Genomic DNA, 26998 nt, shown 5'->3' with positions numbered 1-26998 from the left:
CAGTCCACTCAGTCAAACGTAATACCCTGAGCCAGCGGCAGTTCCTGTGAATAGTTCACGGTATTGGTCTGGCGGCGCATGTAGCCGCGCCAGGCATCCGAACCCGATTCACGCCCGCCGCCGGTTTCTTTCTCGCCCCCGAAAGCCCCGCCAATCTCGGCGCCGCTGGGCCCGATGTTGACGTTGGCAATCCCGCAATCACTGCCTGTGGCTGACATAAACCGTTCCGCCTCGCGCACATCGGTGGTGAAGATGCACGACGACAAGCCTTGCGGGACGGCATTGTTGAGGCGCAGCGCTTCCTCAAACTCGGTGTAGCCAACCACGTACAAGATGGGCGCAAAGGTCTCGCTGCACATCACCTCGCTCTGCTCAGGCATTTCAACAATTGCCGGGCTGACGTAGTACGCATTCGGGTATTGGCGTGTCAGCTGGCGTTCACCCCCAAAGACCTGCCCGCCTTCGCTCAACGCTTGCTCCAGCGCATCCTGCATGCTGTCAAAACTGTGTTTGTCGATCAGAGGGCCGACCAGGTTTCCTTCCAGCGGATGGCCGATGCGCACGTTGGCATACGCCGCTTTGAGGCGGGTGAGGATTTCTGCTTTCACCGACTCGTGCGCGATCAGGCGGCGCAAACTGGTGCAACGTTGCCCGGCAGTGCCCACGGCACTGAACAAAATGGCGCGCACCGCCATGTCCAGGTCAGCGCTAGGGCCGAGGATCATGGCGTTGTTGCCGCCCAGTTCGAGGATGCTGCGGGCAAAGCGCGCAGCAATTTTCGGCGCCACTTCGCGCCCCATGCGGGTGCTGCCAGTGGCGCTGATCAAGGCCACGCGCGGGTCATCGACCAACGCCTCGCCCGCTTCACGACCGCCGATAATCACTTGGCTCAAGTAGGGAGGCGCGTCGCTGAAGGTGCTCAGCACCCGGTCGAACAATGCCTGACACGCCAGCGCCGTCAGCGGCGTTTTTTCGGAGGGCTTCCAGATCACTGCGTTGCCGCACACCAGCGCCAGCGTAGTGTTCCACGCCCAGACCGCGACCGGAAAATTGAACGCGCTGATGACACCGACTACGCCCAGCGGGTGCCAGGTTTCGCGCATGTGGTGGCCGGGGCGCTCGGAGGCAATGGTCAAGCCATACAGTTGACGCGAAAGGCCGACTGCGAAGTCGCAGATGTCGATCATTTCTTGCACTTCACCCAAACCTTCCTGGGTGATTTTGCCGGCTTCCCAGGACACTAACTCGCCGAGATCCGCTTTGTATTCACGCAACAGGTCACCGAATTGGCGCACCAGTTCACCCCGCCGCGGGGCCGGAACGTTGCGCCATGCATCAAATGCGTGCTCGGCACGGGTCACGTGCTGTTCGGTTTGAGCGGCGCCTTCCCAATGCACAGCGCCCAGCTGGCTGCCATCAATCGGTGTGTAGACGGGCTGTTTCCCCTGTTGGTACAGCGCAGGGTTCACTCCTAAACGATCCAGCAATGCAGCAATCATGTGGGCACTCCTTCAACCTGAAAACGTTCGCCGCCGGCTGCGGCTCAGGTCTTTAGTTGTAGCTGGCACATCCCGCGCCAACAAACGACCTTTAAGCGAGATATCATTCCGAAAATTCATGCTGCGCTGGTAATGTCGGCGAACAACAAGACGCAGAGGCTGCCATGCTCAACAAACGCTACCTGCCCTCGATCACTGCCTTGCAGTGTTTTGAAGCGGTGACTCGTCACCTGAGCTTCACCCGCGCGGCTGAGGAGTTGAACCTGACTCAGAGCGCAGTCAGCAAACAGGTCGCTCAACTGGAAGAGTTGTTACAACACTTGCTGTTTCGACGGGTGCGCCGTCGCCTGCAACTGACGCCAGCCGGTGATTTGTACCTTGTAGAAGTCCGAAAAATCCTGACCCAAGTGGAAATGTCGACCCACACGCTACGTTCCTACGGCGGCGAAACGGAAGTCCTGCGCGTCTCGACACCGTCCACCTTCGGCGCCCGCTGGCTCGTGCCACGTCTCAAAGGTTGGGGCCTGCGCCACCCACAGATTCATCTGGATTTGTGCAATGAACAGCCAGCCGATGAGCTGCTGCAAGGGCGCAGCGATCTGGCGTTCTACTTTGGTCAGGGTGCCCGTCCCGGGGCGGAATGCCTGAAGCTGTTTGGCGAATCGCTGGTGGCGGTATGCGCGCCATCGAGTCTGCCCGACAAGCCCTTTACCGACCCGACGCACCTCACCGAGCTGGTCCTGCTGCAAAACGCTTCGCGACCGCAAGCGTGGCATGAGTGGTTTGAAAGCCAGGGCTATCACACTGACCACAGTTACCATGGCCCACGCTTTGACACGTTCTATATGTGCATCCGGGCAGCGCAGGTGGGGTGTGGCGTTGCACTGCTGCCGCGCTTTCTGGTCGAAGAGGAATTGGCGGACGGCAAACTGGTGATTGCCTGGCCCTACGCCATGCCCAGCCATGACGCGTACTATCTGGCGTATCCGGAGCATTCGGCCGGCGTGCCGAAAGTGAGAGCGTTTGTGAGCTGGATGATGGAGCAATTGGATGAGCAACAGGCTCTGTAGCCCTTGTTTAAGCAGAAACCGCTGGCAAAACCGCACGCGAATATGCGCCACTAGCGTCATTCATTGAAAGAGCTGAGCGCCGTGGCAATCAGGCACGGCCAGCATGGAGATTCGCGTTATGAGCGAGAGTGTGTTTGCCGATCGCATCGTGCAGAACTTGCTCGACACCGACTTCTACAAATTGACCATGATGCAGGCGGTGCTGCACAACTACCCCAATGTGGAAGTTGAATGGGAATTTCGGTGCCGTAATCACGAAGATTTACGCCCGTACTTGAGCGAAATCCGGCATCAGATCGAACGTTTGGCCGACTTGAATATGAGTCAGGACCAGCTCGGCTTTCTGGAACGGATTACGTTTATGAAGCCTGACTTCATACGCTTCCTCGGGTTGTTTCGTTTCAACCTGCGCTATGTCCATACGGGGATCGAAAACGGCGAACTCTTCATTCGTCTGCGCGGCCCGTGGCTGCATGTGATTCTGTTCGAGGTACCTCTGCTGGCAATTGTCAGTGAAGTGCGCAACCGCTCGCGGTATGCCAACACAGTGCTGTCCCAGGCCCGCGAACAGCTCTATCGAAAGTTTGACTGGTTGCAGGCCAACGCCAGCGCCGATGAATTGGCTGGCTTGCAGGTAGCCGATTTCGGAACCCGGCGTCGGTTTTCGTACCGGGTGCAAGAGGAAGTGGTCAACGTACTCAAACATGACTTTCCCGGAAAGTTTGTGGGCACCAGTAACGTCAACCTGTCCCGCGAACTGGACATGAAGCCGCTGGGCACCATGGCCCACGAATGGATCATGGCGCATCAACAGCTCGGCCCGCGCCTGATCGACAGCCAGAGCGCTGCGCTGGACTGCTGGGTGCGCGAATACCGTGGACTGCTGGGGATTGCACTCACGGACTGCATCACCACCGATGCCTTCCTTACAGATTTCGATCTTTACTTCGCCAAGCTGTTTGACGGTTTGCGTCACGACTCGGGCGACCCCGTGGTGTGGGCCGAAAAATGCATCGCGCATTACCACCAGTTGGGCATTGATCCGATGAGCAAAACGCTGGTGTTCTCCGACAGCCTGACCCTGCCCCGCTCACTGGAGATCTTTCGCGCGTTACGTGGCCGGATCAATGTCAGTTTCGGTATCGGAACCAACCTGACCTGCGACATCCCTGGGGTTGAGCCCATGAGCATCGTGCTTAAAATGACCGGCTGCAACGGCTCACCTGTGGCGAAAATTTCAGATGAGCCGGGCAAGACTCACTGCTCTGATCCTAACTTCGCCGCCTATTTGCGCCACGTTTTCCAAGTTCCTGAACATTCTCCCAAGGAGTGAATCATGCAGGCCGTACAGCGCCAGATCGCCAAAGACCTCAAGGTCCAGCCGCCGTTTAAAGACGACGCGGCCCTTGAGGCGGAAGTCGCACGCCGCATTACCTTTATCCAGTGCTGCCTGCACAATGCCCGGCTCAAAACCCTGGTACTGGGCATCAGTGGTGGTGTCGATTCATTGACCGCCGGCCTGATGGCGCAACGCGCGATCAAGCAACTGCGCGAGCAGACCGGCGATGAGAATTACCGTTTTATCGCCGTGCGCTTGCCTTACGGTGTCCAGCACGACGAAATCGACGCGACCGCTGCGGTGGACTTCATCAACCCGGACGAACGCCAGACCGTGAACATCGGCCCTGCAGTCAAGGCGCTGGCCGCCGAAGTTGCCTCGTTCGAAGGCAAACCGCCAGCCACGGTAGACTTTGTGCTGGGCAATACCAAGGCGCGGATGCGCATGGTGGCGCAATACACCATCGCTGGCGCAACGGGCGGGCTGGTCATCGGCACCGACCACGCAGCAGAAGCGGTGATGGGCTTCTTCACCAAGTTCGGAGATGGCTCGTGCGACCTGGCACCGCTCAGCGGGCTGGTTAAAAATCAGGTCCGGGCCATTGCCCGCTATTTCGGTGCCCCCGAGTCGCTGGTCGAAAAAGTCCCGACTGCGGACCTCGAAGACCTGGAGCCAGGCAAGCCCGACGAAGCGTCCCACGGCGTAACCTATGCCGAGATTGATGCCTTCCTGCACGGCGAACCGGTGAGTGAGCAAGCGTTCAACATCATCTGCAACACGTATGAAAAAACCCATCACAAGCGCGAAATGCCGTTTGCGCCGTAAGACCGAAGCCACTCTTGCCTCACTCCAGCCCTCTTCATTCAGGAGAGGGCTGACTGTCCAGCCAGAAAAAACGGAATGACCCCCGCATTTTTTTTCGCTTGTGACTGTTTGCCTCAAGGGCTTTGATAGACGCTCGTTTCGTCCCCAGAGCCCTGTCCGCCATGTCTGAATTCGATGGTCTGTTTTCGCTGGTCGAGTCCGTAATCGGCCAACCCGCCGCTCGCTGGTTGCGCGAGCATGTCGAGGTCCCCCAAGGCCTGCTGGATTTCAGCTGGCACCCGCAAGCGCTCCATCGGGCATGGCTCGCTGAGGCGCTAAATCTGTGCCTGCTGCACAAACTGGTTGACGCCGTGCCGGATGGCCGACGCTATGTGCACGAGCAAGCGCAGCACGGTCGCAAAGTTGTTTTTGATCATGGTGCCATTCGCACGGTGGACTGGCCGCTGAATGGCGAGTTGCCTCGCGGTCGTCTGGCGTTCTCGCGGTTGCTGGAGCCGCTCGGCTTTACCGACACGCGCACTTATCCCCTGACCAAATTGAACATGACGGGCTGGGGCTACCGACACATGGACTTGCCTGAAGGCATTGCGCAATTTTTTGTATCGGAATTGCACCCCGGTCGTTTCAGCGTGGCGTTTCAACAGGCCGTCACTCGCGTGGTCCGAAGTAGCCGCGACCCTCTCCTGGCTGAGCACCTGAGCATCCTCAACCGCCTGCAACTCACCCACCATTGCAGCCTGAGCGATGCGCAACGCGTGTTACCGGGGTTAAACCAGGCATTTGATCGCCAGCATGGCGCCGTGCAAGAAGCCGATTATCAGTGCCTGTTGAAGGAAAGCGCCGAAATGGCGTGGATCGCCACCGAAGGCAATAGCTTCAACCACCTGACCGACCGTGTCAGCGATCTGCACGCCACCGTGGCGCAACAACGCGACCTGCAACGACCGATGAAAGACGCCATTGAGGTGTCGGCATCAGGACGGGTGATGCAAACCGCGTACCGCGCCTGCAGCGTGACCCGCGGTCTGCTTGATGCGCACGGGATGTACCGGGAGCATCAAGTGCCGGGGTCTTTCGTTGAATTCATTCAACGTGAGATCAACCCACAGACGCAACGACTGGACCTGGACTTCGACAGCAGCAACGCCCAGGGAATTTTCAAGATGACCGCATCTACAGCCTGACCCAAAACGTAAACAGCCCTGACGGCGTGAGCGCGTCAGGGCTGTTTTTAAGCGTTGCGCGGCCTTATTTAAGTACCACAGCGCCTTTCATCATCGAGTTGTGGCCCGGGAAGGTGCAGAAGAACTCATATTCCTCACCCGCTTTGAGCTTGGAAACGTCAAACGTTACCGAATCTTTCTCGCCCGCACCGATGATCTTGGTGTGAGCAATGACGCGCGTGTCGCCGTCTTTCAGGTAGTTCTTGTCCAGACCTGCAGCGATACCATCAGTCGCAATGCCCTGCATGTCGGCTTTTGTGCTCAGCACCCAGTTATGACCCATGACGTTCTTCGGTAGGTTGCCGGAGTGAGTCAGTTCTACCGTGAACGTTTTGCAGGACTTGTCGATGGTGATTTCTTTGGTGTTGTACGACATCTGATCGGTCGAATCGACAGTCACTTTGCATTCAGCAGCCAGCAATTGGCCGCTGGCCAGGGTCAAAAGGGATACCGCAACAACTTTGGCAAACATGATGTATCTCCAAGGCAGGGTATAAAAAATCCACAATTTGTATACAGGTTGCCCGAAAATCGTCTCAATTCCAATGACCTGAGTCATGGCAAAACGTTTTAATCCGGTGTAATAGCCTGCTAGACGAACGGACGGCTTATAACCTTAGGTCATTTTTTTGAGGTTTGGAGAATAAGTCGGCGGGGTATACCCCAGTTTTCACCACTGCCAGCGCCATAATTCAGACGAGAAAAACAGCCTTGCAAAAACCCGGCTAACGGCTAGGCACTAATACAGGGCAGAATACCCACCGCTCACCTCATCTTCGAGCGCAAGAGGATCGCCCATGGCCAAACCAAACTATAACTTCGCAAAGCGTCAAAGAGACCTGGCTAAAGAGCAGAAGAAAGAAGAGAAGCAGCAACGCAAGAAGGCTGCCGCTGAAGGTGGCGCCACAGACGTGGAGCAGGACGTCGACACTGAAGGTGACGTTGACGCGCAAGAGACTGGCGCAACAGACGGTACAGACGATAAAGCACCGAACGCGTAACACCCTCGGCCCGGTTATCCACAACCCGGCCCACAGGATCTGTGATCAGGATCAGCAGCCCGGCTGTTGATCCTCGCAGTCACCCTGACCGCCTTGTAACGCCCTCAGACGCTCTTCATGATCCGTTCCTGGAGCAGGTATCACTATGGCCGCAGGCCCGCGTGGCAAGCCTCTCAGCGCACACCCTGTAAACCCTGTCGCCACCGTCGGGCAGCACAAGGCTGTGCTGGCATTGAAGCCGCTTATTACGTTTTCAGGTAGAGAGTCGGCTCAGCAAGGGCGAACGCTGCGCGTCCGGTTGCAGACCTGCGCCTGGAAAGCGGCTACAGACGCCATGCTGTAGCCACTGCCCGGACTGTTAGCGCGGCACGACGGGCTTGCGGGCAGGCTTTTTGCCTTTGCCGCCTTTGGCCGCTTCATGCCGCTCTTTGGCTGCCTGTTTGTTACGGGCAAAGGCCGCAGCCTTGGCTTGCTCACGCTTGTCCCACGGATTGCCACCGTCACTGGCACGTGGCGGCAAGCCAGTATGCTGGGTGAGGATTTTGGTGGTCGAATCCTTGGCCACTTTGTGGCTACCGGCAGGTGTCGAGTTTTTACGACGGGCACTTTGATAACTGTCAGTGGCCGGCTGGTGCAGCGGAATCAGTTGATCCTTGCCCGAGCCGATCAGGTCGGCGCGGCCCATGCGGGTCAAGGCTTCACGCAGCATCGGCCAGCCTTTAGGGTCGTGATAACGCAAGAACGCCTTGTGCAGACGGCGCTGCTCTTCGCTCTTGACGATGGTCACCGAGTCACTTTTGTACGTGACCTTGCGCAGCGGGTTCTTGCCCGAGTGGTACATCGCCGTGGCCGTGGCCATAGGCGACGGGTAGAACGCCTGCACCTGATCCGCCCGGAAGCCGTTGCCCTTGAGCCACAGCGCCAGGTTCATCATGTCTTCGTCTTTGGTGCCGGGGTGAGCAGCAATAAAGTACGGAATCAGGTACTGCTCTTTGCCCGCTTCCTTGGTGTACTTCTCGAACATGCGCTTGAACTTGTCATAGCTGCCAATGCCCGGCTTCATCATCTGGTTGAGCGGACCTTCCTCGGTGTGTTCCGGGGCGATCTTCAGGTAACCGCCGACGTGGTGGGTCACCAGCTCTTTCACGTACTCCGGCGACTCGACCGCGAGGTCGTAACGCAGGCCGGAAGCGATCAGGATTTTCTTCACACCCGGCAAGGCCCGGGCACTGCGATACAGCTGAATCAGCGACGAGTGGTCGGTGTTCAGGTTCGGGCAAATGCCGGGGAACACGCACGACGGCTTGCGGCACGCGGATTCGATTTCCGGGCTTTTGCACGCGATGCGGTACATGTTCGCGGTCGGGCCGCCAAGGTCGGAAATGACCCCGGTAAAGCCAGGCACCTTGTCACGAATCTCTTCGATTTCCCGGATGATCGACTCTTCGGAACGGTTCTGGATGATTCGACCTTCGTGCTCAGTGATTGAGCAGAAGGTACAGCCGCCAAAGCAGCCGCGCATGATGTTCACCGAGAAGCGGATCATGTCGTAGGCAGGAATTTTCTCCTTGCCATACACAGGGTGCGGAACACGTGCGTAAGGCATGCCGAACACGTAGTCCATCTCTTCAGTGGTCATCGGAATCGGAGGCGGGTTGAACCAGACGTCCACTTCGCCATGCTTCTGCACCAGTGCACGGGCATTGCCCGGGTTGGTTTCGAGGTGAAGCACGCGGTTGGCGTGTGCATAAAGCACCGCATCGGCACGAACTTTTTCGACAGACGGGAGACGGATCACCGTTTTGTCACGGGTCATGCGCGGGCTAGCCAGGATCTGCACAACCTTGGCTTCGCTCGGGTCTTCAACCGGGCCTTTTTCCTGCTCGATAGCGCAGGCCTGGGTGTCCTGCGTATTCACGTACGGGTTGATGATCTTGTCGATCTTGCCCGGACGGTCGATGCGCGTGGAGTCGACTTCGTACCAGTCTTTAGGCGTGTCACGGCGAATGAACGCGGTGCCGCGTACATCGGTGATGTCTTCGATCTTGTGACCGTACGACAGGCGTTGGGCCACTTCGACAATCGCGCGTTCGGCGTTGCCGTACAGCAGGATGTCGGCACAGGCGTCGATCAGGATCGAGTTGCGCACGCGGTCTTGCCAGTAGTCGTAATGCGCAATGCGGCGCAGGGAAGCCTCAATACCGCCCAGAACAATAGGCACATGCTTGTAGGCTTCTTTACAGCGCTGGCTGTACACCAAACTCGCGCGATCCGGACGTTTACCCGCCATGCCACCGGGGGTGTAGGCGTCATCGGAACGGATTTTCTTGTCGGCGGTGTAGCGGTTGATCATCGAATCCATGTTGCCAGCGGCCACGCCGAAGAACAGGTTCGGCTCGCCAAGCTTCATGAAGTCGTCTTTGGACTGCCAGTTCGGCTGGGCAATGATGCCCACACGGAACCCCTGGGACTCCAGCAAACGACCGATGATCGCCATGCCGAACGACGGATGATCGACATATGCATCACCGGTAACGATGATGATGTCGCATGAATCCCAGCCAAGCTGATCCATCTCCTCCCTGCTCATTGGCAGGAATGGCGCTGGCCCGAAACATTCGGCCCAGTACTTCGGATAGTCAAAAATTGGCTTCGCTGCTTGCATGTCGATGACCGGTGTTGAGTGCAAAAAAAGGGCGCGACATTTACGGAGAAATTCGCGGGCGCGGAATATAGCACAAAAAATAACCAATTCCGACGGCAATGGTCGGAATTGATAAGAAGCTTAAGGCACCTGACGGCCATGAATCTGCGCAGGACTCAGCAGACCAGCCCGTCAGGAGGTGACGAACGTTTACTCGTCGTCGAAGTTGTAACTGCCCGGCGCCAGGTTTTCAAAGCGTGTGTATTTCCCGATGAACGCCAGGCGGGCCGTACCGATAGGGCCGTTACGCTGCTTGCCGATGATGATTTCAGCAACGCCCTTGTGTTCGGTTTCAGGGTGATAGACCTCGTCCCGGTACACGAACATGATGACGTCGGCGTCCTGCTCGATGGCTCCGGATTCACGCAAGTCGGAGTTGATCGGGCGTTTGTTGGGCCGTTGTTCAAGCGATCGGTTGAGCTGTGAGAGTGCGACCACCGGGCAGTTGAATTCCTTGGCCAACGCTTTCAAGGATCGCGAGATCTCGGAAATTTCGTTGGTTCGGTTATCGCCGCCCGAGCCTGGAATCTGCATCAATTGCAGGTAGTCGATCATGATCAGGCCAATGTCACCGTGCTCACGCACCAGACGCCGGGTCCGCGCACGCATCTCTGACGGGCTGATACCCGCCGTGTCATCGATGAACAGTTTGCGGTCGTTGAGCAGGTTGACTGCCGAGGTGAGGCGCGGCCAGTCATCGTCTTCAAGACGGCCCGCACGCACCTTGCTCTGATCGATACGCCCAAGGGACGACAGCATACGCATGATCAGCGATTCGCCTGGCATCTCGAGGGAGTACACCAGTACGGCTTTTTCACTGCGCAACACGGCGTTTTCTACCAGGTTCATCGCGAACGTGGTTTTACCCATCGAGGGACGACCAGCGACGATGATCAAGTCGGCAGGTTGCAAGCCGCTGGTCATGTTATCGAGGTCGGTGTACCCCGTGGAGAGCCCGGTAATGGCGTTGTCGGTGTTGAACAAGGTATCGATGCGATCGATGGCTTTGGTCAGCAAGTCATTGACGCTTACCGGGCCGCCGGTTTTTGGCCGGGCCTCGGCAATCGCAAAGATCTGGCGCTCGGCCTCATCGAGGATCTCCTCGGCGGTTCGGCCTTCGGGGTTGAATGCACTGTCTGCGATTTCAGTGCTGATGCCGATCAGTTGGCGCAGCGTCGCACGCTGCCGAACGATCTGGGCGTACGCCTTGATGTTCGCCACCGACGGGGTGTTTTTCGCCAGTTCGCCGAGGTAGCCCAGACCGCCAACTTGCGAGGTCTGACCTTCCTTGTCCAACTGCTCGGCAAGGGTCACGACATCAATCGGGGAATTCTGGTCCGCCAGCTTGGCAATCGCCCGGAAGATCAGGCGGTGGTCATGCCGATAGAAATCGCCGTCCGAGACCTGATCCAGCACGCGCTCCCAGGCGTTGTTGTCCAGCATCAAACCACCGAGCACGGCCTGTTCGGCCTCGATGGAATGCGGTGGCACCTTCAGGGATGCGGTTTGCAGGTCATATTGCTCAGGAGCTGAGATATCGTTCATGGCCACGTGTAATTTTGGGGTGAAAATCAGGGTCTGCAGAAAGACAAAGGGCACGACCTGTAAACAGGATCGTGCCCGATGTTAACCGTCCGACACACAAGGTGCCAGTCAGTCAGACTGCTTAAGCAGCTACCACAACAACGCGTACGGTTGCTTCAACTTCGGCGTGCAGGTGCACAGCCACGTCGAATTCGCCAACGTTACGGATAGTGCCGTTCGGCAGACGAACTTCGCTTTTTGCAACTTCAACGCCAGAGGCGGTCAGTGCATCAGCGATGTCGTGAGTACCGATCGAACCGAACAGCTTGCCTTCGTCACCAGCGGTGGCAGTGATAGTCACTTCCAGCTCAGCCAGTTGGGCAGCGCGAGTTTCAGCCGAAGCTTTCTTGTCAGCTGCTGCTTTTTCCAGCTCAGCGCGACGCTCTTCAAACGCAGCCAGGTTGGCAGCGGTTGCAGCGGTAGCTTTGCCGTATGGCAGCAGGTAGTTACGACCGTAACCGGCCTTAACATTTACTTTGTCGCCCAGGTTGCCCAGGTTTGCGACTTTTTCCAGAAGGATCAGTTGCATGTGAAAATCCTCTTAACTTTTAACCTTCACCGTTCGCAGAGTCTTTATCGACGTCTTTCGGCGCCAAACGTCCGCGAAAATCAATCAGGCTGTCGACAATGGCCAAAACCACGAGCAACGGATAGATCAGCTGCATGAACAGCAACAGCGTGACGTACAACCCCACCAGCCAAAATTTGGCCAGTCGCTTTTGCGCCACCAGCCCATGAATCAGGGCCAGCCCGGCGAAGAACAACGCTACGCTGCACAACGGCGTGAGCATGGCCATTTGTGGTCCGAAGTTCGGACCGACCAGCATGCACGCCAGCAACAATAGCGCTGGACCCAGCGGTAGGCGGATGCTGCGAAATTCGCTGGCAAAACCGCCCGGGTTGTACAACAACGCTTGCCAATAACGCCCAAGCATCAGACTCAGCACGCTGACGACCTGCATCAAAGCTGCAATCAAACCGGTCAGGACGGGTGCAATCAGTGCCCCAAGGCGCGCTCGCTCTACGTCAGATAACTTGTCGTAGAGACCATTGAGGACCTGCGGCAAGAGTTTTTCCAACTCCTGCGCCATCGCACCAATGGGTTCGCGGAAAACCGTGCCCAGGATTACGCCATACACACCACCCAACGCCACGCTGACCAGCAGCACGCGATGCCAGGGCTGCCCGGCGCGCAAAAACAACGCCAGACCCAGAGTTCCCAACAACACCATTAAGGTGCGGGGCTCTCCGATAAACCACCAGACAAAGGCCGGCAGTAACGCCCATGAGAGGATGCTTAACGCATCTCTCGGACCGCGCCGCAGGAGCACAAGGCTACCTGCAGCAGCACTCAACCAGAACAAGAACGGCAATGCCGCACATCCGGCCACGACTAACGTGGCCTGCACACGGCCTCGCATGATGAACTCAGCTAAGGCGCGCATGCTTCAATCCTTTACTGCTTGTCGACTGCCCGGTCTCAGCGGCCGTGGCTGTCGGTGTAGGCCAGCAGGGCCAGGAAGCGGGCGCGCTTGATAGCGGTGGCCAGCTGACGCTGATAACGAGCTTTAGTACCGGTGATACGGCTTGGAACAATTTTGCCGGTCTCGGATACGTAAGCTTTCAGAGTGTTGAGATCCTTGTAATCGATCTCTTTCACTTCTTCTGCTGTGAAGCGGCAGAATTTACGACGACGGAAGAAACGTGCCATGTAATTGGCTCCTCAAAAGGTCCGTGGATTACTCGTCAGCGTTATCGCTGGCGTCGCTGTTATCGCTGTCATCGCCATCGGCGCTGTCAGAATGCTCAGGACGGTCACGACGCTCACGGCGCTCACTGCGGTTCTCTTCAGCCTTGAGCATCTCGGACTGGCCAGTTACGGCTTCGTCGCGACGGATGACCAGGTTACGGATCACAGCATCGTTGTAACGGAAGTTGTCTTCCAGCTCAGCCAGGGCTTTGCCAGTGCACTCAACGTTCAGCATCACGTAGTGAGCCTTGTGAACATTGTTGATTGCGTAGGCCAGTTGACGACGGCCCCAATCTTCCAGACGGTGGATTTTGCCGCCGTCTTCTTCGATCAGCTTGGTGTAACGCTCTACCATGCCGCCGACTTGTTCGCTTTGATCCGGGTGGACCAAAAAGATGATTTCGTAATGACGCATGAATGCTCCTTACGGGTTGTAGCCTGCCGCTAACTGAAAAGCGGTCAGACAAGGAGTGAATGACACTTGTGTGTCTTGCCTAGAGAGGCACATATGCGCCCGCCATGACGGCAAGGGGCGCAATTGTAGAGAAGGCACAAGAGAGGCGCAAGGCAATTGGTGATTATTTGAACAATCAACCCATGCCTGTTTTTTGTAGCCGCTGCGGTTGACTGCACACCGAGCCTCGCGCTCGATCGCAACCGCAGGCAGCGGCCCCAAGGCTGGTTTATTTCTTTTTCGCGGGCGACTTGGCTTTGACGCTGCGCTGACGCAGGGCTTCGAACAGGCAAACACCCGTAGCCACGGAGACGTTCAAGCTGCTGACGCTACCCGCCATCGGCAAGCGCACCAAGTAGTCGCAGTGCTCGCGCGTCAGGCGGCGCATGCCTTTACCTTCAGCGCCCATGATCAGAATGGTCGGGCCTGTCAGGTCTTGCTCGTACAGCTCTTGCTCGGCTTCGCCGGCAGTGCCGACGATCCAGAGACCGCGCTGTTGAAGCTTTTTCAGGGTTGCCGCGAGATTGGTCACCGCCACCAACGGGATAACTTCCGCCGCACCACAAGCCACTTTTCGCACCGTCGGCGTCAACGTTGCGGACTTGTCTTTAGGCACGATCACAGCCAAAGCACCCGCCGCATCGGCAGTACGCAAGCAAGCACCCAAGTTATGCGGATCCGTTACGCCGTCCAGCACCAGAATCAGCGGAGCCCCTTCAGTGCGATCCAGCAGTTCGTTGAGCATGGCCTCGCCCCACACCTGGCTCGGGCTAACATCTGCCACAACGCCCTGGTGCACGCCTTCGACCCACACGTCCATTTCACGACGCTCAGCATTGCCGACCGGCACACGATTTTCATCGGCCAGCGTGATCAGCGTCTGCACGCGTGGATCGCTACGACCCTCGGCCAACCACACTTGCTTGACGCGCTTTGGGTGATGACGAAGCAACGCTTCTACGGCGTGAATGCCGTAGATTTTTTCCAACTGACTCATGACTTGGCCTTAGGTTTGCGCGACCCGCCGCTTTTAGCAGCTGGCGCGGCGCCCGATTTTGGCGGGCCTTTACGGTGTTTGCTTGGCTTGGAAGGCTTGCCCGCGTCTTTAGCGGGTGCTGCCCTCCCCGACTTTCCCGGCGCCGATGTCCGACCGCCGTTTTTCGATTCGTTCAGCAGTGCCTGCTTCAATTCACGACTTTTGCGCAGCTCGGCATTTTTGGCTGCCGCATCACTGGGGCGATAGGCGTCGTCCGTATTCTTGCTGGTCTTTGCAGGAGCGCGACGCGGCGCCTTGGCAGGCTCGACGGCTTTTTCAGTGTCGTACCCGCTTGGCTTGCCCGCAGGCTTGGTCGATTTAGCAGCCGGCTTTTCGGTCCCGCGATTTTTACGACCGATCGGCGCAGTCAGCGTTTTCTCAGCCATTTCGAAGTCGATTTTGCGCTCGTCGAGATCGACGCGCATCACCCGCACTTCAACAGTATCGCCCAGACGGAAGCTGCGACCGGTGCGCTCACCCGCCAGGCGGTGGTGCACAGGGTCGAAGTGGTAATAGTCACCCGGCAAGGCCGTGACATGCACCAGGCCTTCCACATAGATGTCAGTCAATTCCACGAACAGGCCGAAACCGGTCACGGCAGTAACAACACCCGGGAACGATTCGCCTACGCGGTCTTTCATGAATTCGCACTTGAGCCAGTTCGTCACGTCACGCGTGGCTTCGTCTGCACGGCGCTCGCTCATGGAGCATTGCTCGCCGAGTTGCTCAAGAGCGGCTTCGTCGTACGGGTAAATACGCGCTTTCGGAATGGTCATCGCGCCAGCACGACGAACGTGCGGAGTGTCCATTTTGGAATGGATCACACTGCGAATCGCACGGTGCGTGAGCAAGTCCGGGTAGCGACGGATCGGTGAGGTGAAGTGGGTATAGGCTTCGTAATTCAGGCCGAAGTGACCCTGGTTATCAGCGCTGTACACCGCCTGACTCAGCGAACGCAGCATAACGGTCTGGATCAGGTGGAAATCCGGACGGTCCTTGATGCTGGCCAGCAATGCCTGATAGTCCTTGGGCGTAGGGCCGTCCTTGCCTTTATGCAAGGTCAGGCCCAGTTCGCCCAGGAAGGCGCGCAGCTTTTCCAGACGCTCTGGCGGCGGGCCATCATGCACACGGTACAACGCAGGAATTTCATGCTTCTTGAGGAACTCAGCCGTGGCCACGTTGGCCGCCAGCATGCACTCTTCAATCAGCTTATGGGCGTCATTACGTGTAGTTGGGCGAATTTCAGCGATTTTGCGGTCAGCCCCGAAAATAATGCGGGTTTCCTGAGTTTCAAAATCAATCGCGCCCCGAGTGTGACGGGCCGCCAGCAAGACCTTATACAGTGAATAAAGCTGCTTGAGGTGTGGCACCACATCGGCGTATTCACTGCGCAGTTGCTTGGCTTCGCTGGTTTTAGCGTGCTCAAGCATGGTGCTGACCTTGTTGTAGGTCAGACGCGCCTGGGAGTGGATCACCGCCTCATAAAACTGATAGTCAGTCATTTCGCCGGTTTTCGAGATGGTCATCTCGCACACCATCGCCAAACGATCGACTTTCGGGTTCAGGGAGCACAGGCCGTTGGACAGCTCCTCGGGCAGCATCGGAATCACGCGCTCCGGGAAGTACACCGAGTTGCCACGCACTTGCGCTTCGGTATCCAGCGCCGAACCGATTTTCACGTAACTGGAAACGTCGGCGATGGCCACGTACAGCTTCCAGCCACCCGAGAACAGGCGCAACTTGCCAGGCTTGGCTTCACAGAACACAGCGTCATCGAAGTCACGCGCATCTTCGCCGTCAATGGTGACGAACGGCAGATGACGCAGATCGATGCGCTTCTCTTTGTCTTTCTCTTCTACTTCAGGCTTGAGGCGGCGCGCTTCTTTAACAACGCCCTCAGGCCACACATGCGGAATGTCGTACGTGCGCAGGGCAATGTCGATTTCCATGCCAGGCGCCATGTAGTTACCCACGACCTCGAGCACATCACCCTGCGGCTGGAAACGCGGAGTCGGCCAGTGAGTGATCTTCACTTCAACGAACTGACCGATTTTGGCACCGGCATTGCGCCCCGGTGTCACCAACACTTCTTGCTGGATTTTCGGGTTATCGGCCACGACAAAACCGATGCCGCCTTCTTCGAAGTAACGGCCGACGATGGTTTCGTGAGCGCGGGAGACGACTTCAACAATCACGCCTTCACGACGTCCACGGCGATCAAGCCCCGAAACACGGGCCAGCGCACGGTCACCATCAAACACCAGACGCATTTGCGCCGGGCTCATGAACAAGTCGTCGCTGCCGTCATCCGGGATCAGAAAGCCGAAGCCATCGCGATGACCACTGATACGACCAAGAATCAGGTCAAGCTTATCCACCGGGGCGTAGGTGCCGCGACGGGTATAAATAAGTTGCGCATCGCGCTCCATCGCTCGCAGGCGACGGCGCAGGGCTTCGATCTGGTCTTCCGTGGTAAGACCAAACTCTTCTACCAACTGCTCGCGAGCAGCCGGCGAACCGCGCTCGGCCAGATGCTGAAGAATCAGCTCGCGGCTAGGAATAGGGTTTTCGTATTTTTCCGCTTCACGTGCGGCCTCGGGATCGAGGGTCTGCCAATCGGCCATTAGATAGTTTTCACCTTGTCTATATGCGGGTTAGTTTGGCATACGCGTATTGAAACGGGAAATTTCGGACTCACTCAGAGCCTTATTAGTCCTTTCTGACGCGCTTTACGCTTGCCGTGTAACCATTCGCGAAAAATTTTCGATATTTTTATTCACAACGCTTTACAGGTCAAAGGGGCATCCGTATAGTGCGCGCCATCGACAACGGCAACGTTGAAGATGCTGCCCAGATGGTGAAATTGGTAGACACGCCAGCTTCAGGTGCTGGTGACCGCAAGGTCGTGGAAGTTCGAGTCTTCTTCTGGGCACCAATTTAGAGATGGAGATTAGTACAATCTTCAGCCTCACACAAAAACCCGCGAAAGCGGGTTTTTGCGTTCTAAGCCACTGATTTAATAAAACTAAAACAGGGGTTTACAGATTTAAAAGTGCTCCGTATAGTGCGCCACATCAACAGCGGCAACGTTGCTGATACTGCCCAGATGGTGAAATTGGTAGACACGCCAGCTTCAGGTGCTGGTGACCGCAAGGTCGTGGAAGTTCGAGTCTTCTTCTGGGCACCAATTCAGGTTTACAGATTTACTCTGTGTAACCACATAAAAAGCCCGCGAAAGCGGGCTTTTTAGTTTCTGCCATTCCGTTCCCCTCCCCGTTAAAAACCTTCTATTACTCCCCTTAACGCTGTATTTGATAATCCATCTCAATCGCACTAATATCCGGCCATCTTCAGATCGCTCATGCGTACTCCTGGAAACCCGTGCCCGACACCAACGAAAGGCTTCAACTGTACCTCGCGCATCGACATGCTCTGGTGGACTATGCCGCCCCCATCGTGGGCTGCCGCGCCAAGGCAGAAGATGTTGTGCAAGACGCCTGGTTGCGATTCAGCCAAGGGGCGGACAACCTCAGCCCCTTGACCCAACCCGTTGGCTACCTCTACCGAATCGTGCGCAACCTGGCGTTTGACCTCAATCGCCGCATCAGCCTTGAGAACCGCCACACCACCCGCGATGACACACCCGACGAGCACATTTCCAGCACCCCATCGCCCGAGCAGCAGGCCCTGCATCTGGACGAGCTGCGCAAATTGCAACATGCTCTGGCCCGGCTTCCGGAACGTACCCGCCAAGCGTTTATCCTGCATCGCTTGCAAGGGCTGACGTTCCAGCAAATCGGCACACAACTGGGGATTTCTGTCAGCCTGGCCCATCAATTGGTACGCGACGCCCTGACCTACTGCGCGGAACAAATGAGCGATGACTGACTTTTTCGATACGCCGCCACCTGCCGCACCCACCCACATGCTTGAATCCGGTGGCGTGCGCCGTGACGTCTGAAACCCCGAACCCGGTCTGGGAGACTGCGCTCGACTGGCTGCTGCTGATTCAGCAGCACCCTGACGACCCCCGCCTGAACAAACAGCTGAGCGAATGGCGTGCCAGTGCACCCGAGCATGAAGCGGCCTACCGTAAAGCCTTGAAAGTCTGGCGCATGAGCGGCGAGGCGCTGAGCCTGCCCGTGGAACCTTCAGCCTCGCCCATGGTGTCGGCCGCGCCTGCCCCAAGACGCTTTAGCCGCCGTAACCGCTCGCTGATCGGCGCAGCCGTCGCAGCCTGCGCGATGTTCATGCTGCTGCCGGACTGGCAAGCCGTGCGTGCCGATTTTCATAGCCCGACGGCCGAACACCGCGACATCACCCTGAGCGACGGCAGCCACGTATTGCTCGACAGCAATAGCGTGGTGGACGTGCAAATCGACCCGCAGCGAAGGGTGGTCACGTTGTTGCGCGGCCAGGCATTTTTCTCGGTAAAGCCCGATGCTGCGCGCGCGTTCTACGTCAATGCTGGCGCTGTGCGCGTGCGGGTAACCGGGACTGAATTTGCCGTGAACCTGAACGATAGCAATGTAGACGTCAGCGTTGAAAGCGGCACGGTGGCCGTCAAAACTTCGCAATCATCTGACGGGCCCGACCACGTATTGCACCACGGTGATCAACTTCGCTTCAACGCGTCGGAGCAAAGCACCCGCCTCACTCAACTGCCCGCCGAACACATCGCACCCTGGCGGCGCTGGCAACTGGTGGCGATCAACCAAACGGTGGATGACGTAATCGCACAATTGCGGCGCTATCAGCCGGGTCTGATTGTGCTGACAGACAACACACTCGGCCAGCGTCGCATTACAGCCGCCCTCAACCTGCGCGACCCCAAGCGCGCCCTGCAAGCAGCCATCGCGCCGCTTGGCGGACATGTGCAGGACAGCGTGCCGTATACGTTGATCGTTTCGACAAAACCCTAGCGGTCACCCCCGCGCGAGGCGATGACAAGCAATACCGGGGCGGGCCTGCGCTCGCCTTTTCGGCTCCCACGATTATTTTCATTTATTTATGGAAATCCTGATTCGTCGGGCGTCTTTACCTACGAACGTCACTGATAAAGATTCGCATTAGTGACTATGACGTTTCATTTCGTAGGTCATCTCATGCCTTGTCCGCGTTTGCGTTGTTGCGTCAGCCTGCCTCGCTACAGGTCGTTTTCCTTTGCTGCGTGCCTGCTTCTGCCCTCACTGAGCTGCGCCGCTCTTCCTGAAGCGCAGGCCCAGATTAGTCAGCAGCAGTTGCGCTTTCAGATTCCGGCCCAGTCGTTGGCTACCGCGCTGATTGCGTTTTCACAACAGTCCGGCTGGCAAGTCAGCGCGGAAAGCGCGCTACTGGCAGCCCATGGCAGCGCCGCCGTAAGTGGCAACATGACCCCCGAGAAAGCCCTCGCCCGCCTGCTGAGTGGCAGCGGGCTGCAATGGGAAGTCACGTCCGCCGACAGCGTGTCCATCCTGCCGCCCACCGAAAGTGATGTGCTGTTAATTAAAAGCACGCCCATTACCGCTATGGATTCGGTGTACCAAGGTGAGCAAGTCATCGACCGGCAAATGATCGAGAGCCTGCCTTCGGGCAATGGCGACATCACCAGCCTGTTGCGCACCAACCCCAACGTGCAATTCGACAACAATCAGCTCAACAGTAAGTCCCCCGGTGAAATCGCCCCGGCCAACATCAGCATCAACGGCGCCCAGCCCTGGCAGAACCTGTTCATAGTCGACGGCATGAACATGAACAACGACCTGGACCCCGGCAACACCAACGATGACATGGACGAGATACCTGGCCGCAGCCAAGGCCTGGCCCTCGACACTGACCTGCTCAATGACATCAAGGTCTACGACAGCAACGTGCCCGTCGAATATGGTGGCTTCAACGGCGGTGTGGTGCAGGCAGACACACGTGACCCGAGCATGGACCTGCACGGCAAGCTGTCGGTACAAATGACGCGCTCGGAATGGACCCGGTATCACCTGAACGAAGACGACCCCGATCTGGAGAATTACGAGGCGGGGTTCGGCAATAGCTCACAGCCCGAATTTAAAAAAATCATCACCCGCGCCACCCTCGAAGGTCACTTGACCGAGAACTTCGGCTTGCTCGGTAGCTTTTCGCGCAAGGACTCCACGATCCCGACCCGCGTGTTTTCAGTCTCCAACCAGACGGAAACGGCCAATGCCGCCGAGGTTCAGACCCGACGCATCGACAACTACTTCCTCAAGGCCGCTTGGCAGGTCAACGACGACTGGAAGTTGGACGTGAGCATCACCCACGCACCAGAAACTGCTGAAACGTTTGGGCCCAACGCTATTTATTCCGGTCGCATCATGAAAGCCGGCGGTGACAGTATCAGCGCTCGCGCGGTCTGGAATGCCCCGCTGGCACGGGTTGAGCAAAATCTCAGCTGGAGCCAGATGAACACCTCCCGCACCTCGGACAGCGATTACATGGTGTTCTGGCGCACCTCTACAACCAAAGACTGGACCAATGCGCTTACGGCCACGGAAGGCGGGTTCGGCGATATCGATGAAGCGCAGAAAACCCTGGCCTACAAGCTCAAGGCAGACTGGAACAGCGTCAACTGGCTGGGCGTCGATCATGCCGTGCAAACCGGTCTGGAGCTGGCGCAAAACTCGGTGATGTACGAGCGCGCCACGCCCTACACCAGTTATTCGGTGGCCAAGGCCACGTCCTGCCCGGCCAATGACCCGCTGTGCTCGATGGGCACGACCGTCAATAGTTGGGAAGGGCAATATGCCAACAAAAAAACCGTGACCCAAGGTAAGACGTCCTTCGACACGCGCTCCTGGGCGCTCTATATCCAGGACGAAATACGCTACAAACGCCTGACCGTGAGACCCGGCTTGCGCATGGACGGCGATGACTACATGAAACAAGTCACACTTGCGCCGCGATTCGCCGTGGAGCTGGATGTATTCGGCAACGGGCAGACCCGACTCACCGCGGGCGCCAATCGTTACTACGGACGCAACCTGTACGCCTACAAACTGCGCGACGGGGTGGCCGCCATGAACACCGAATACACGCGGCCCACACCTTCGGCCGATTGGCAAATGACCAAACGCGCGCCCAACGACAGCAAGTTCAACCAGTTGAAGGTGCCCTACGACGACGAACTCACCTTGGGCCTGAGCCACGTGCAGTGGGACACCGAATTCGCCGTCAAATACGTCAACCGTAAGGGGCGCGAGCAAGTCAGCCGCGCCTGGGGCTCGCAGATCGGTGCGCCCACCGACGACCCCACCACCCTGGCGGCCAATTACTACACCTATTACAACGGCGGCCAAAGCGAAGCTGACATCTACACCCTGACCATCACCCCGCTGCACCCCCTCGTGGTGGGCAGCACCCGCACCACAGGGCAATTCGCCATGGACTGGAGCAATGTGCAAAACACTGGCCTGTCCAACTACAGCGCTAACATCGGCGCCCTTTATGTGGAAGACCCTACGATCCAGTACGACGGCAAGTTCATGAACTATTCGGACATGCCCGCGAGCAATTACAACCGCCCCTGGACGGCACGCCTGACCACCGTCACCGAGGTTGAACCGTTGCACCTGACGTGGAGCAACTTCCTGCGCTATCGCGACGGCTACCGGCGCATCGCGGCCACGGGTAAAACCACGGCGTTTCAGGGGGATGCCGTGCGCGTCTGGGAAGAGACAGCGTTTTCCGGGGCCTTGACCTGGGATACCCGCCTGGCCTGGAAAATGCCAACAGCCAAGGACCAGTCGGTGTTCGTCAACCTGGATGTCACCAACCTGCTGGACAAACAAATCGTCAGCACCACCGACACCACGGGGCTGACAACCTTTGAAGTGGGTCGCCAATTTATGGTCGAAGTGGGTTACACATTTTGAACAGTCTCCTTCATCGCTGCGTGCTTGGGTTATGGCTGGGCGCACTAGCCTGCAGCGCGCACGCCGCTGAACCCTGCATCGCAGGGTCCGCCGAGTACAAAACCTGCATCGCGAATCTTTATCGCCAGCCCATTGCGCAATGGCCAGCACCTCGCATAGACGCCGACGTGCAATGGCAAGAGATGGCCGCTCTCCCCGCTCATGCCCCCGCGCCCCCCAGCAACCCCTTCAACGAGGACAAGGCCGCCCTGGGTAAAAAACTGTTCAACGACCCCAAGCTGTCGCGCTCAGGGCAGATTGCCTGTGCGTCCTGCCATGAAGCCGACATGGCGTTTGCCGATGGCCGACGCGTATCTTTTGGCCATGACCGCCAAAGCGGCCGCCGCAATGCGCCCAGCCTGGTGATGAGCGGCTACAGCACTGCGCTGTTCTGGGATGGCCGCGGCGGTAATCTTGAACAACAGGCCATGCACCCGATCACTGACCCAGTGGAAATGGCCTTCGACATCCCGCAACTGTTGCAACGACTCAACTCAGACACGTCCTACGTGGCGCAGTTTGCCCGCGTCTTTGGGCCCGGGCCGATTACCCAGGAAAAAACCGCACACGCATTGGCGACCTTTCAACGCACGCTGGTAACGGCTACCCGCACGACCGCCTTTGAACAATTACTGCGCGGGCGCCCGCAGCGCATGAGCGAGGAGCAACTTTACGGCCTGCACCTGTTCCGCACCAAAGCGCGTTGCATGAACTGCCACTTCGGCCCCGCCTTGAGCGACGAACAATTCCATAACGTGGGACTGAGTTATTACGGACGTAAATATGAGGACCTGGGACGTTACGAAGTGACCCACAAGCCCGAAGACGTCGGCGCCTTCCGTACGCCGTCCCTGCGACTAGTCAGCAAAACCGCGCCGTGGATGCATAACGGTCTGTTCGTGAACATGGAAGGCACGCTGGCGTTTTACAACATGGGCATGCCGCGCCCACGGCCCACCGCGCAACAAATCAACGATCCGCTGTTCCCCACCACCAGCGAACGTCTGAAAGCCCTGAACATGGATAAGGAAGAATTACGGGCCTTGCGCAGTTTTCTCGACACGCTATGAGGGCAACGGCATCACAGTTGGTCGCGTTTGCGCAATTGGACGCTGGGTCAAGCGCACATGAGAAACAATATCGTTTATTATTGTTACAAGTTTTGTAGTACCCAAGCGAGGAACCCAGCGAATGATGCTCCGAAATACCCAGCTTGCGACATTCCTACTGCGCGGCCTGTCGATCGCCGCTATCGGTCTCACACTCACCGCACCTACCGCCTACGCCGCCGACAAAGTCTCCCTGACGCTCTACAACGGTCAGCACAAGGAGGTCGGTGATAACCTCGCCGCCGCGTTCGAAGCCAAGACCGGCATTCATGTGAATGTGCGCAAAGGCAGCAGCAACCAGCTGGCCAGCCAAATCATGGAAGAAGGTGATCGCTCGCCCGCCGACGTGTTCTACGCCGAGGAATCCCCGCCACTGAACAACCTGGGCGAACAGGGTTTCCTGGCCAAGGCTGATGACGCCACCCTGCAAGCACTGCCCAAGGAATACGTGGCCGCCAATGGCACGTGGATCGGCGTGACTGCACGTACTCGCGTGGTTGCGTTCAACCCGAAAAAGATTGATGAAAAGGACCTCCCCAAGTCGGTACTGGACTTTGCTGACCCCGAATGGCAAGGCAAGATCGGTTTCGTGCCCACCAGCGGCGCGTTTCAGGAACAAGCCGTGGCCATCATCAAACTGCATGGCCGTGAAGCCGCAGAAGAATGGCTGACTGGCCTGCGTGCCTTCGGCAAGACCTACACCAACAACATGGTGGCGCTCAAAGCTGTCGAGAATGGCGAAGTGGCGGCAGTGTTGGTCAATAACTACTACTGGTTTGCCTTGCAGCGCGAAAAAGGCCAACTGGACTCCAAGCTGCATTACTTCACCGACGGTGATGCGGGCGGCTTGATTACCGTGTCCAGCGCAGGTGTGCTCAAAGCCAGCAAGCATCCGAAAGAAGCCCAGCAATTGCTGGCGTACATGGCCAGCGAAGAAGGCCAGCGCGTGATTACCAACACCACTGCGGAATACCCGATGCGCAAAGGCATGGTCTCGGAGCGCGGGCTCAAGCCGTTCGATGAGTTGCAACCGCCTAAAGTAACCCCGGCCGATCTGGGCAACGCCGAAGAAGCGCTGGACCTCGAACGCGACGTTGGCCTGCTCTAATGCTCGCGGCCACCCAACCTGCCCGCTTCACCCTGAAACGCAAACGGCCTTCGATCTGGTTGCTGTTGCCCGTCCTGTTGCTGGTGGGTCTGAGCCTGTTGCCGCTGCTGTATGTCGGCACCAAAGCCTGGCAAGCCGGATGGGCGCAAGCGGCGCATATGTTGTGGCGGCCTTATGTGTTCGGCCTGATGCGCAACACGTTACTGCTGATGGTAGGCGTAACCGTGACCTGCGCACTGGTCGGTCTGTCACTGGCGTGGTTGCTGGAACGCAGCAACCTGCCGGGACGCCGTTTGTGGGGGGTGATTTTGTGCCTGCCGTTCGCGGTCCCGGCGTTTGTCAGCAGCTTCACTTGGGTGTCGCTCAGCTCCAGTTTTGAAGGGTTGGGCGGCGCCATTCTGGTGATGAGCCTGTCCAAGTACCCGCTGATTTTCCTCCCGGTTGCGGCCACGTTGCGCAACCTCGACCCGGCCCTGGAAGAGTCGGCCCGCACTTTGGGCCAGAACCGCTGGGGCGTGTTTTTCAGGATCACCCTGCCGCTGTTGTGGCCATCGCTACTGGCCGGTTCGCTGCTGATTGCACTGCATATGCTGGTGGAGTTCGGCGCGCTGTCGATCATCGGCCTGCAAACGTTCACCACTGCGATTTATCAGCAGTTCGAACTGGAATTCAGTAATGCCAATGCGGCAATGCTGTCAGCCGTGCTGCTGGTGATGTGCCTGACGTTGTTGTGGCTGGAACTCAAAGTGCGCGGCAAGGGGCGCCATGTGCGCATCGGCCAGGGTGCCGCACGTCATGCCGAACAAGTGCGTCTGGGCACGTTTGCGTTGGCAGGTCAGTTGTATTGCCTGGTACTGGCGATCATTGGCAGCGGGATTCCGTTGGGTATGTTGGTGTACTGGCTGGTCAAAGGCAGCTCGGCCGCCTTCCCGATGGCGGAGATTGGCGAAGCTTTGTTCTCATCGCTGTCCTTGGCATTGGGCGGTGCAGCGCTGTGTCTGGTACTGGCGGTGCCGGTGGGGTTGCTGGTGGTGCGTTATAAAGGTCAGTTGGCGATCTGGGCCGAACGTTTACCGTATCTGCTGCACGCCTTGCCGGGCCTGGTGATTGCCTTGGCGCTGGTGTACTTCGCCCTGCATTACGTGCCTGCGCTGTACCAAACCTCGGCCTTGCTGCTGATCGCATACGCGTTGTTGTTTTTACCGCTGGCTCAAGCCCCGATCCGCACGGCGCTGAACAAGGCCGCGCCGCAACTTGAAGAGGCGGCACGCACGCTGGGGGCTTCATCGTTCTCGGCATTTTGCCGCGTGACATTGCCGATTATCTTCCCGGCCTTGGGCGCAGCGTTTGCGCTGGTGTTCCTCGATGCGATGAAAGAACTGACGGCGACATTGCTGCTGAGCCCGACCGGGCTTAATACGCTGGCTACGCAAGTGTGGTCGCACACCTCAAACATCGAGTTCGCTGCGGCGGCGCCGTATGCCGCGCTGTTGATTCTGGTGTCAGGGTTGCCGGTGTATTTGCTGACCACACGGATGTATTTAAGCCGGTAAACAGTAGGCCCTCACCCCGCCCCACTCACGCAATGAGAGGCAGGGTGAGGCCTTGGCTTTCAGGCACGAAACTGCCCAAGACTCGCCTTCAACTGCGCTGCCAACCCATCCAGCACCCTTCCACTGGCCGTGGTTTCACTCACAGCCTGCGCCGCCCGCTCGGTCTGCGCATGGATCACTTGCACCCGCGCACGCACCGCATGGGCACCCTGCGCCTGATGAGCTGCGGCTCGGGTGGCGTCGTCAATGGCGGCATGCACCTTCTCCACCGAGGCCTGGACGGTTTTCTGTAATTGCACGCTGCCACGCAGCACCGCCAGCCCCTCATCCGCTTGACGCCCCGCTAGCCCGATAGCAGTGACCGCTTCTTTAGCACCTTGCTGCAAGGCCACGATGTGCGCCTGGATATCGCCCGTCGAGCTTTGCGTTTTGCTCGCCAGTGCCCGCACCTCGTCTGCCACAACCGCAAAGCCCCGACCGGTCTCTCCCGCTCGCGCCGCCTCAATGGCTGCGTTAAGGGCCAGCAAGTTAGTTTGCTCTGCGATACCGTGAATCACAGTCAGGACCACTTCGATCTGCTCGCTTTGCTGTGCCAATCGCTCGATCACTTTGGCCCCGGCACCGACCTGCTCCGCCAGCGCTTCGATCAGACCGCCTACCTGCGCGGAGGTACGGGTGTTTTCATCAGTGGCCTGGCGAATATCCATCACCTGTTGCAGCGCTGCCTGCATCGCCTGGCTTTCCGTTTGCGCGTCATCGGCCATGGTCGACAAGGCGTCCAGACTTTGAGCCACCTCATCACGCTGCAATTGCGCGGCGGC

General features: G+C 58.1%; 21 protein-coding genes, 2 tRNA genes and 1 pseudogene. 13 read left to right on the top strand and 11 right to left on the bottom strand.

Annotated features, from left to right (window positions below; all coding sequences use genetic code 11):
• Positions 1–8 precede the first annotated feature (8 nt).
• Positions 9–1499, bottom strand: a complete 1491-nt coding sequence (amaB, locus tag CJF39_RS02310) for an L-piperidine-6-carboxylate dehydrogenase (protein WP_094991977.1) — start codon at positions 1497–1499, stop codon at positions 9–11.
• 164 nt (positions 1500–1663) lie between these two features.
• On the opposite strand from amaB, the gene CJF39_RS02305 reads away from it, so the two are divergent.
• From CJF39_RS02305 to CJF39_RS02290, 4 genes are all read left to right on the top strand, one after another.
• On the top strand, positions 1664–2569 hold the full coding sequence (locus CJF39_RS02305) for a LysR family transcriptional regulator (protein ID WP_094991976.1): 906 nt from the start codon (positions 1664–1666) through the stop codon (positions 2567–2569).
• Positions 2570–2687: 118 nt separating this feature from the next.
• Positions 2688–3902 carry a nicotinate phosphoribosyltransferase gene (pncB, locus tag CJF39_RS02300; RefSeq protein WP_094991975.1) on the top strand — a complete coding sequence of 405 codons (1215 nt, stop codon included), beginning with the start codon at positions 2688–2690 and terminating at the stop codon, positions 3900–3902.
• A gap of 3 nt (positions 3903–3905) precedes the next feature.
• Complete coding sequence (nadE, locus tag CJF39_RS02295; protein ID WP_094991974.1) at positions 3906–4733, top strand: ammonia-dependent NAD(+) synthetase; 828 nt, start codon at positions 3906–3908, stop codon at positions 4731–4733.
• 161 nt (positions 4734–4894) lie between these two features.
• Positions 4895–5917, top strand: coding sequence for a DUF1338 domain-containing protein (locus tag CJF39_RS02290; protein WP_094991973.1), 1023 nt, complete (start codon positions 4895–4897; stop codon positions 5915–5917).
• A 64-nt stretch (positions 5918–5981) separates the two neighbouring features.
• On the opposite strand, the gene azu is transcribed toward CJF39_RS02290, so the two are convergent.
• The gene (azu, locus tag CJF39_RS02285) at positions 5982–6428 is read right to left on the bottom strand and encodes an azurin (protein WP_094991972.1); all 447 of its coding nucleotides are present in this window, start codon (positions 6426–6428) and stop codon (positions 5982–5984) included.
• 325 nt (positions 6429–6753) lie between these two features.
• Here azu and CJF39_RS02280 point away from each other — a divergent pair, with 325 nt between their 5' ends.
• Complete coding sequence (locus CJF39_RS02280; protein WP_094991971.1) at positions 6754–6957, top strand: hypothetical protein; 204 nt, start codon at positions 6754–6756, stop codon at positions 6955–6957.
• A 358-nt stretch (positions 6958–7315) separates the two neighbouring features.
• Here CJF39_RS02280 and CJF39_RS02270 read toward each other — a convergent pair whose 3' ends face one another.
• The 8 genes from CJF39_RS02270 to rnr all read right to left on the bottom strand — a co-directional run bounded on the left by CJF39_RS02270 (position 7316) and on the right by rnr (position 17109).
• Positions 7316–9622, bottom strand: a complete 2307-nt coding sequence (locus CJF39_RS02270) for a YgiQ family radical SAM protein (RefSeq protein WP_094991969.1) — start codon at positions 9620–9622, stop codon at positions 7316–7318.
• A gap of 189 nt (positions 9623–9811) precedes the next feature.
• Positions 9812–11206 (bottom strand): replicative DNA helicase, encoded by a 1395-nt coding sequence (gene dnaB / locus CJF39_RS02265; protein ID WP_047273273.1) that lies wholly within the window; start codon positions 11204–11206, stop codon positions 9812–9814.
• Between the two features lie 121 nt (positions 11207–11327).
• Positions 11328–11774, bottom strand: a complete 447-nt coding sequence (gene rplI / locus CJF39_RS02260) for a 50S ribosomal protein L9 (protein WP_010563337.1) — start codon at positions 11772–11774, stop codon at positions 11328–11330.
• A 19-nt stretch (positions 11775–11793) separates the two neighbouring features.
• Positions 11794–12690, bottom strand: coding sequence for a hypothetical protein (locus tag CJF39_RS02255; protein ID WP_094991968.1), 897 nt, complete (start codon positions 12688–12690; stop codon positions 11794–11796).
• Positions 12691–12725: 35 nt separating this feature from the next.
• Entirely contained in the window at positions 12726–12956 is a 231-nt protein-coding gene (gene rpsR, locus CJF39_RS02250; protein ID WP_003171373.1) for a 30S ribosomal protein S18, read from the bottom strand.
• 28 nt (positions 12957–12984) lie between these two features.
• Positions 12985–13410: a 30S ribosomal protein S6 gene (gene rpsF / locus CJF39_RS02245; protein WP_003439045.1), complete on the bottom strand. Its 426-nt coding sequence runs from the start codon at positions 13408–13410 to the stop codon at positions 12985–12987.
• Positions 13411–13678: 268 nt separating this feature from the next.
• Positions 13679–14446, bottom strand: coding sequence for a 23S rRNA (guanosine(2251)-2'-O)-methyltransferase RlmB (rlmB, locus tag CJF39_RS02240; RefSeq protein ID WP_047273136.1), 768 nt, complete (start codon positions 14444–14446; stop codon positions 13679–13681).
• Positions 14443–17109 (bottom strand): ribonuclease R, encoded by a 2667-nt coding sequence (gene rnr / locus CJF39_RS02235; RefSeq protein ID WP_094991967.1) that lies wholly within the window; start codon positions 17107–17109, stop codon positions 14443–14445. The genes rlmB and rnr overlap by 4 nt, the downstream gene beginning before the upstream one ends.
• A gap of 224 nt (positions 17110–17333) precedes the next feature.
• Here rnr and CJF39_RS02230 point away from each other — a divergent pair.
• The 8 genes from CJF39_RS02230 to CJF39_RS02195 all read left to right on the top strand — a co-directional run bounded on the left by CJF39_RS02230 (position 17334) and on the right by CJF39_RS02195 (position 26177).
• Positions 17334–17420 (top strand) — tRNA-Leu (locus CJF39_RS02230).
• A gap of 165 nt (positions 17421–17585) precedes the next feature.
• A tRNA-Leu gene (locus tag CJF39_RS02225) sits at positions 17586–17672 on the top strand.
• A 194-nt stretch (positions 17673–17866) separates the two neighbouring features.
• Positions 17867–18373, top strand: coding sequence for a sigma-70 family RNA polymerase sigma factor (locus tag CJF39_RS02220; RefSeq protein ID WP_094991966.1), 507 nt, complete (start codon positions 17867–17869; stop codon positions 18371–18373).
• Positions 18374–18435: 62 nt separating this feature from the next.
• On the top strand, positions 18436–19407 hold the full coding sequence (locus tag CJF39_RS02215) for a FecR family protein (RefSeq protein ID WP_094992098.1): 972 nt from the start codon (positions 18436–18438) through the stop codon (positions 19405–19407).
• A gap of 318 nt (positions 19408–19725) precedes the next feature.
• Positions 19726–22368, top strand: a complete 2643-nt coding sequence (locus CJF39_RS02210; protein ID WP_249275311.1) for a TonB-dependent receptor — start codon at positions 19726–19728, stop codon at positions 22366–22368.
• 182 nt (positions 22369–22550) lie between these two features.
• Complete coding sequence (locus CJF39_RS02205) at positions 22551–23477, top strand: cytochrome-c peroxidase (RefSeq protein ID WP_249275310.1); 927 nt, start codon at positions 22551–22553, stop codon at positions 23475–23477.
• A gap of 121 nt (positions 23478–23598) precedes the next feature.
• Positions 23599–24624 (top strand): iron ABC transporter substrate-binding protein, encoded by a 1026-nt coding sequence (locus CJF39_RS02200; protein ID WP_094991963.1) that lies wholly within the window; start codon positions 23599–23601, stop codon positions 24622–24624.
• On the top strand, positions 24624–26177 hold the full coding sequence (locus CJF39_RS02195; protein ID WP_094991962.1) for an ABC transporter permease: 1554 nt from the start codon (positions 24624–24626) through the stop codon (positions 26175–26177). Before CJF39_RS02200 ends, CJF39_RS02195 begins: the two co-directional genes overlap by 1 nt.
• Before the next feature lie 59 nt (positions 26178–26236).
• Here the strand turns inward: CJF39_RS02195 and CJF39_RS23590 are convergent.
• A pseudogene (locus tag CJF39_RS23590) lies at positions 26237–26731 on the bottom strand (methyl-accepting chemotaxis protein); the annotation flags it as partial.
• Positions 26732–26998 lie beyond the last annotated feature (267 nt).

The sequence above is a fragment of the Pseudomonas lundensis genome (assembly GCF_002269125.1).
GTDB lineage: Bacteria > Pseudomonadota > Gammaproteobacteria > Pseudomonadales > Pseudomonadaceae > Aquipseudomonas > Aquipseudomonas lundensis_A.
This window is presented reverse-complemented; position numbering and strand designations above follow the sequence as displayed.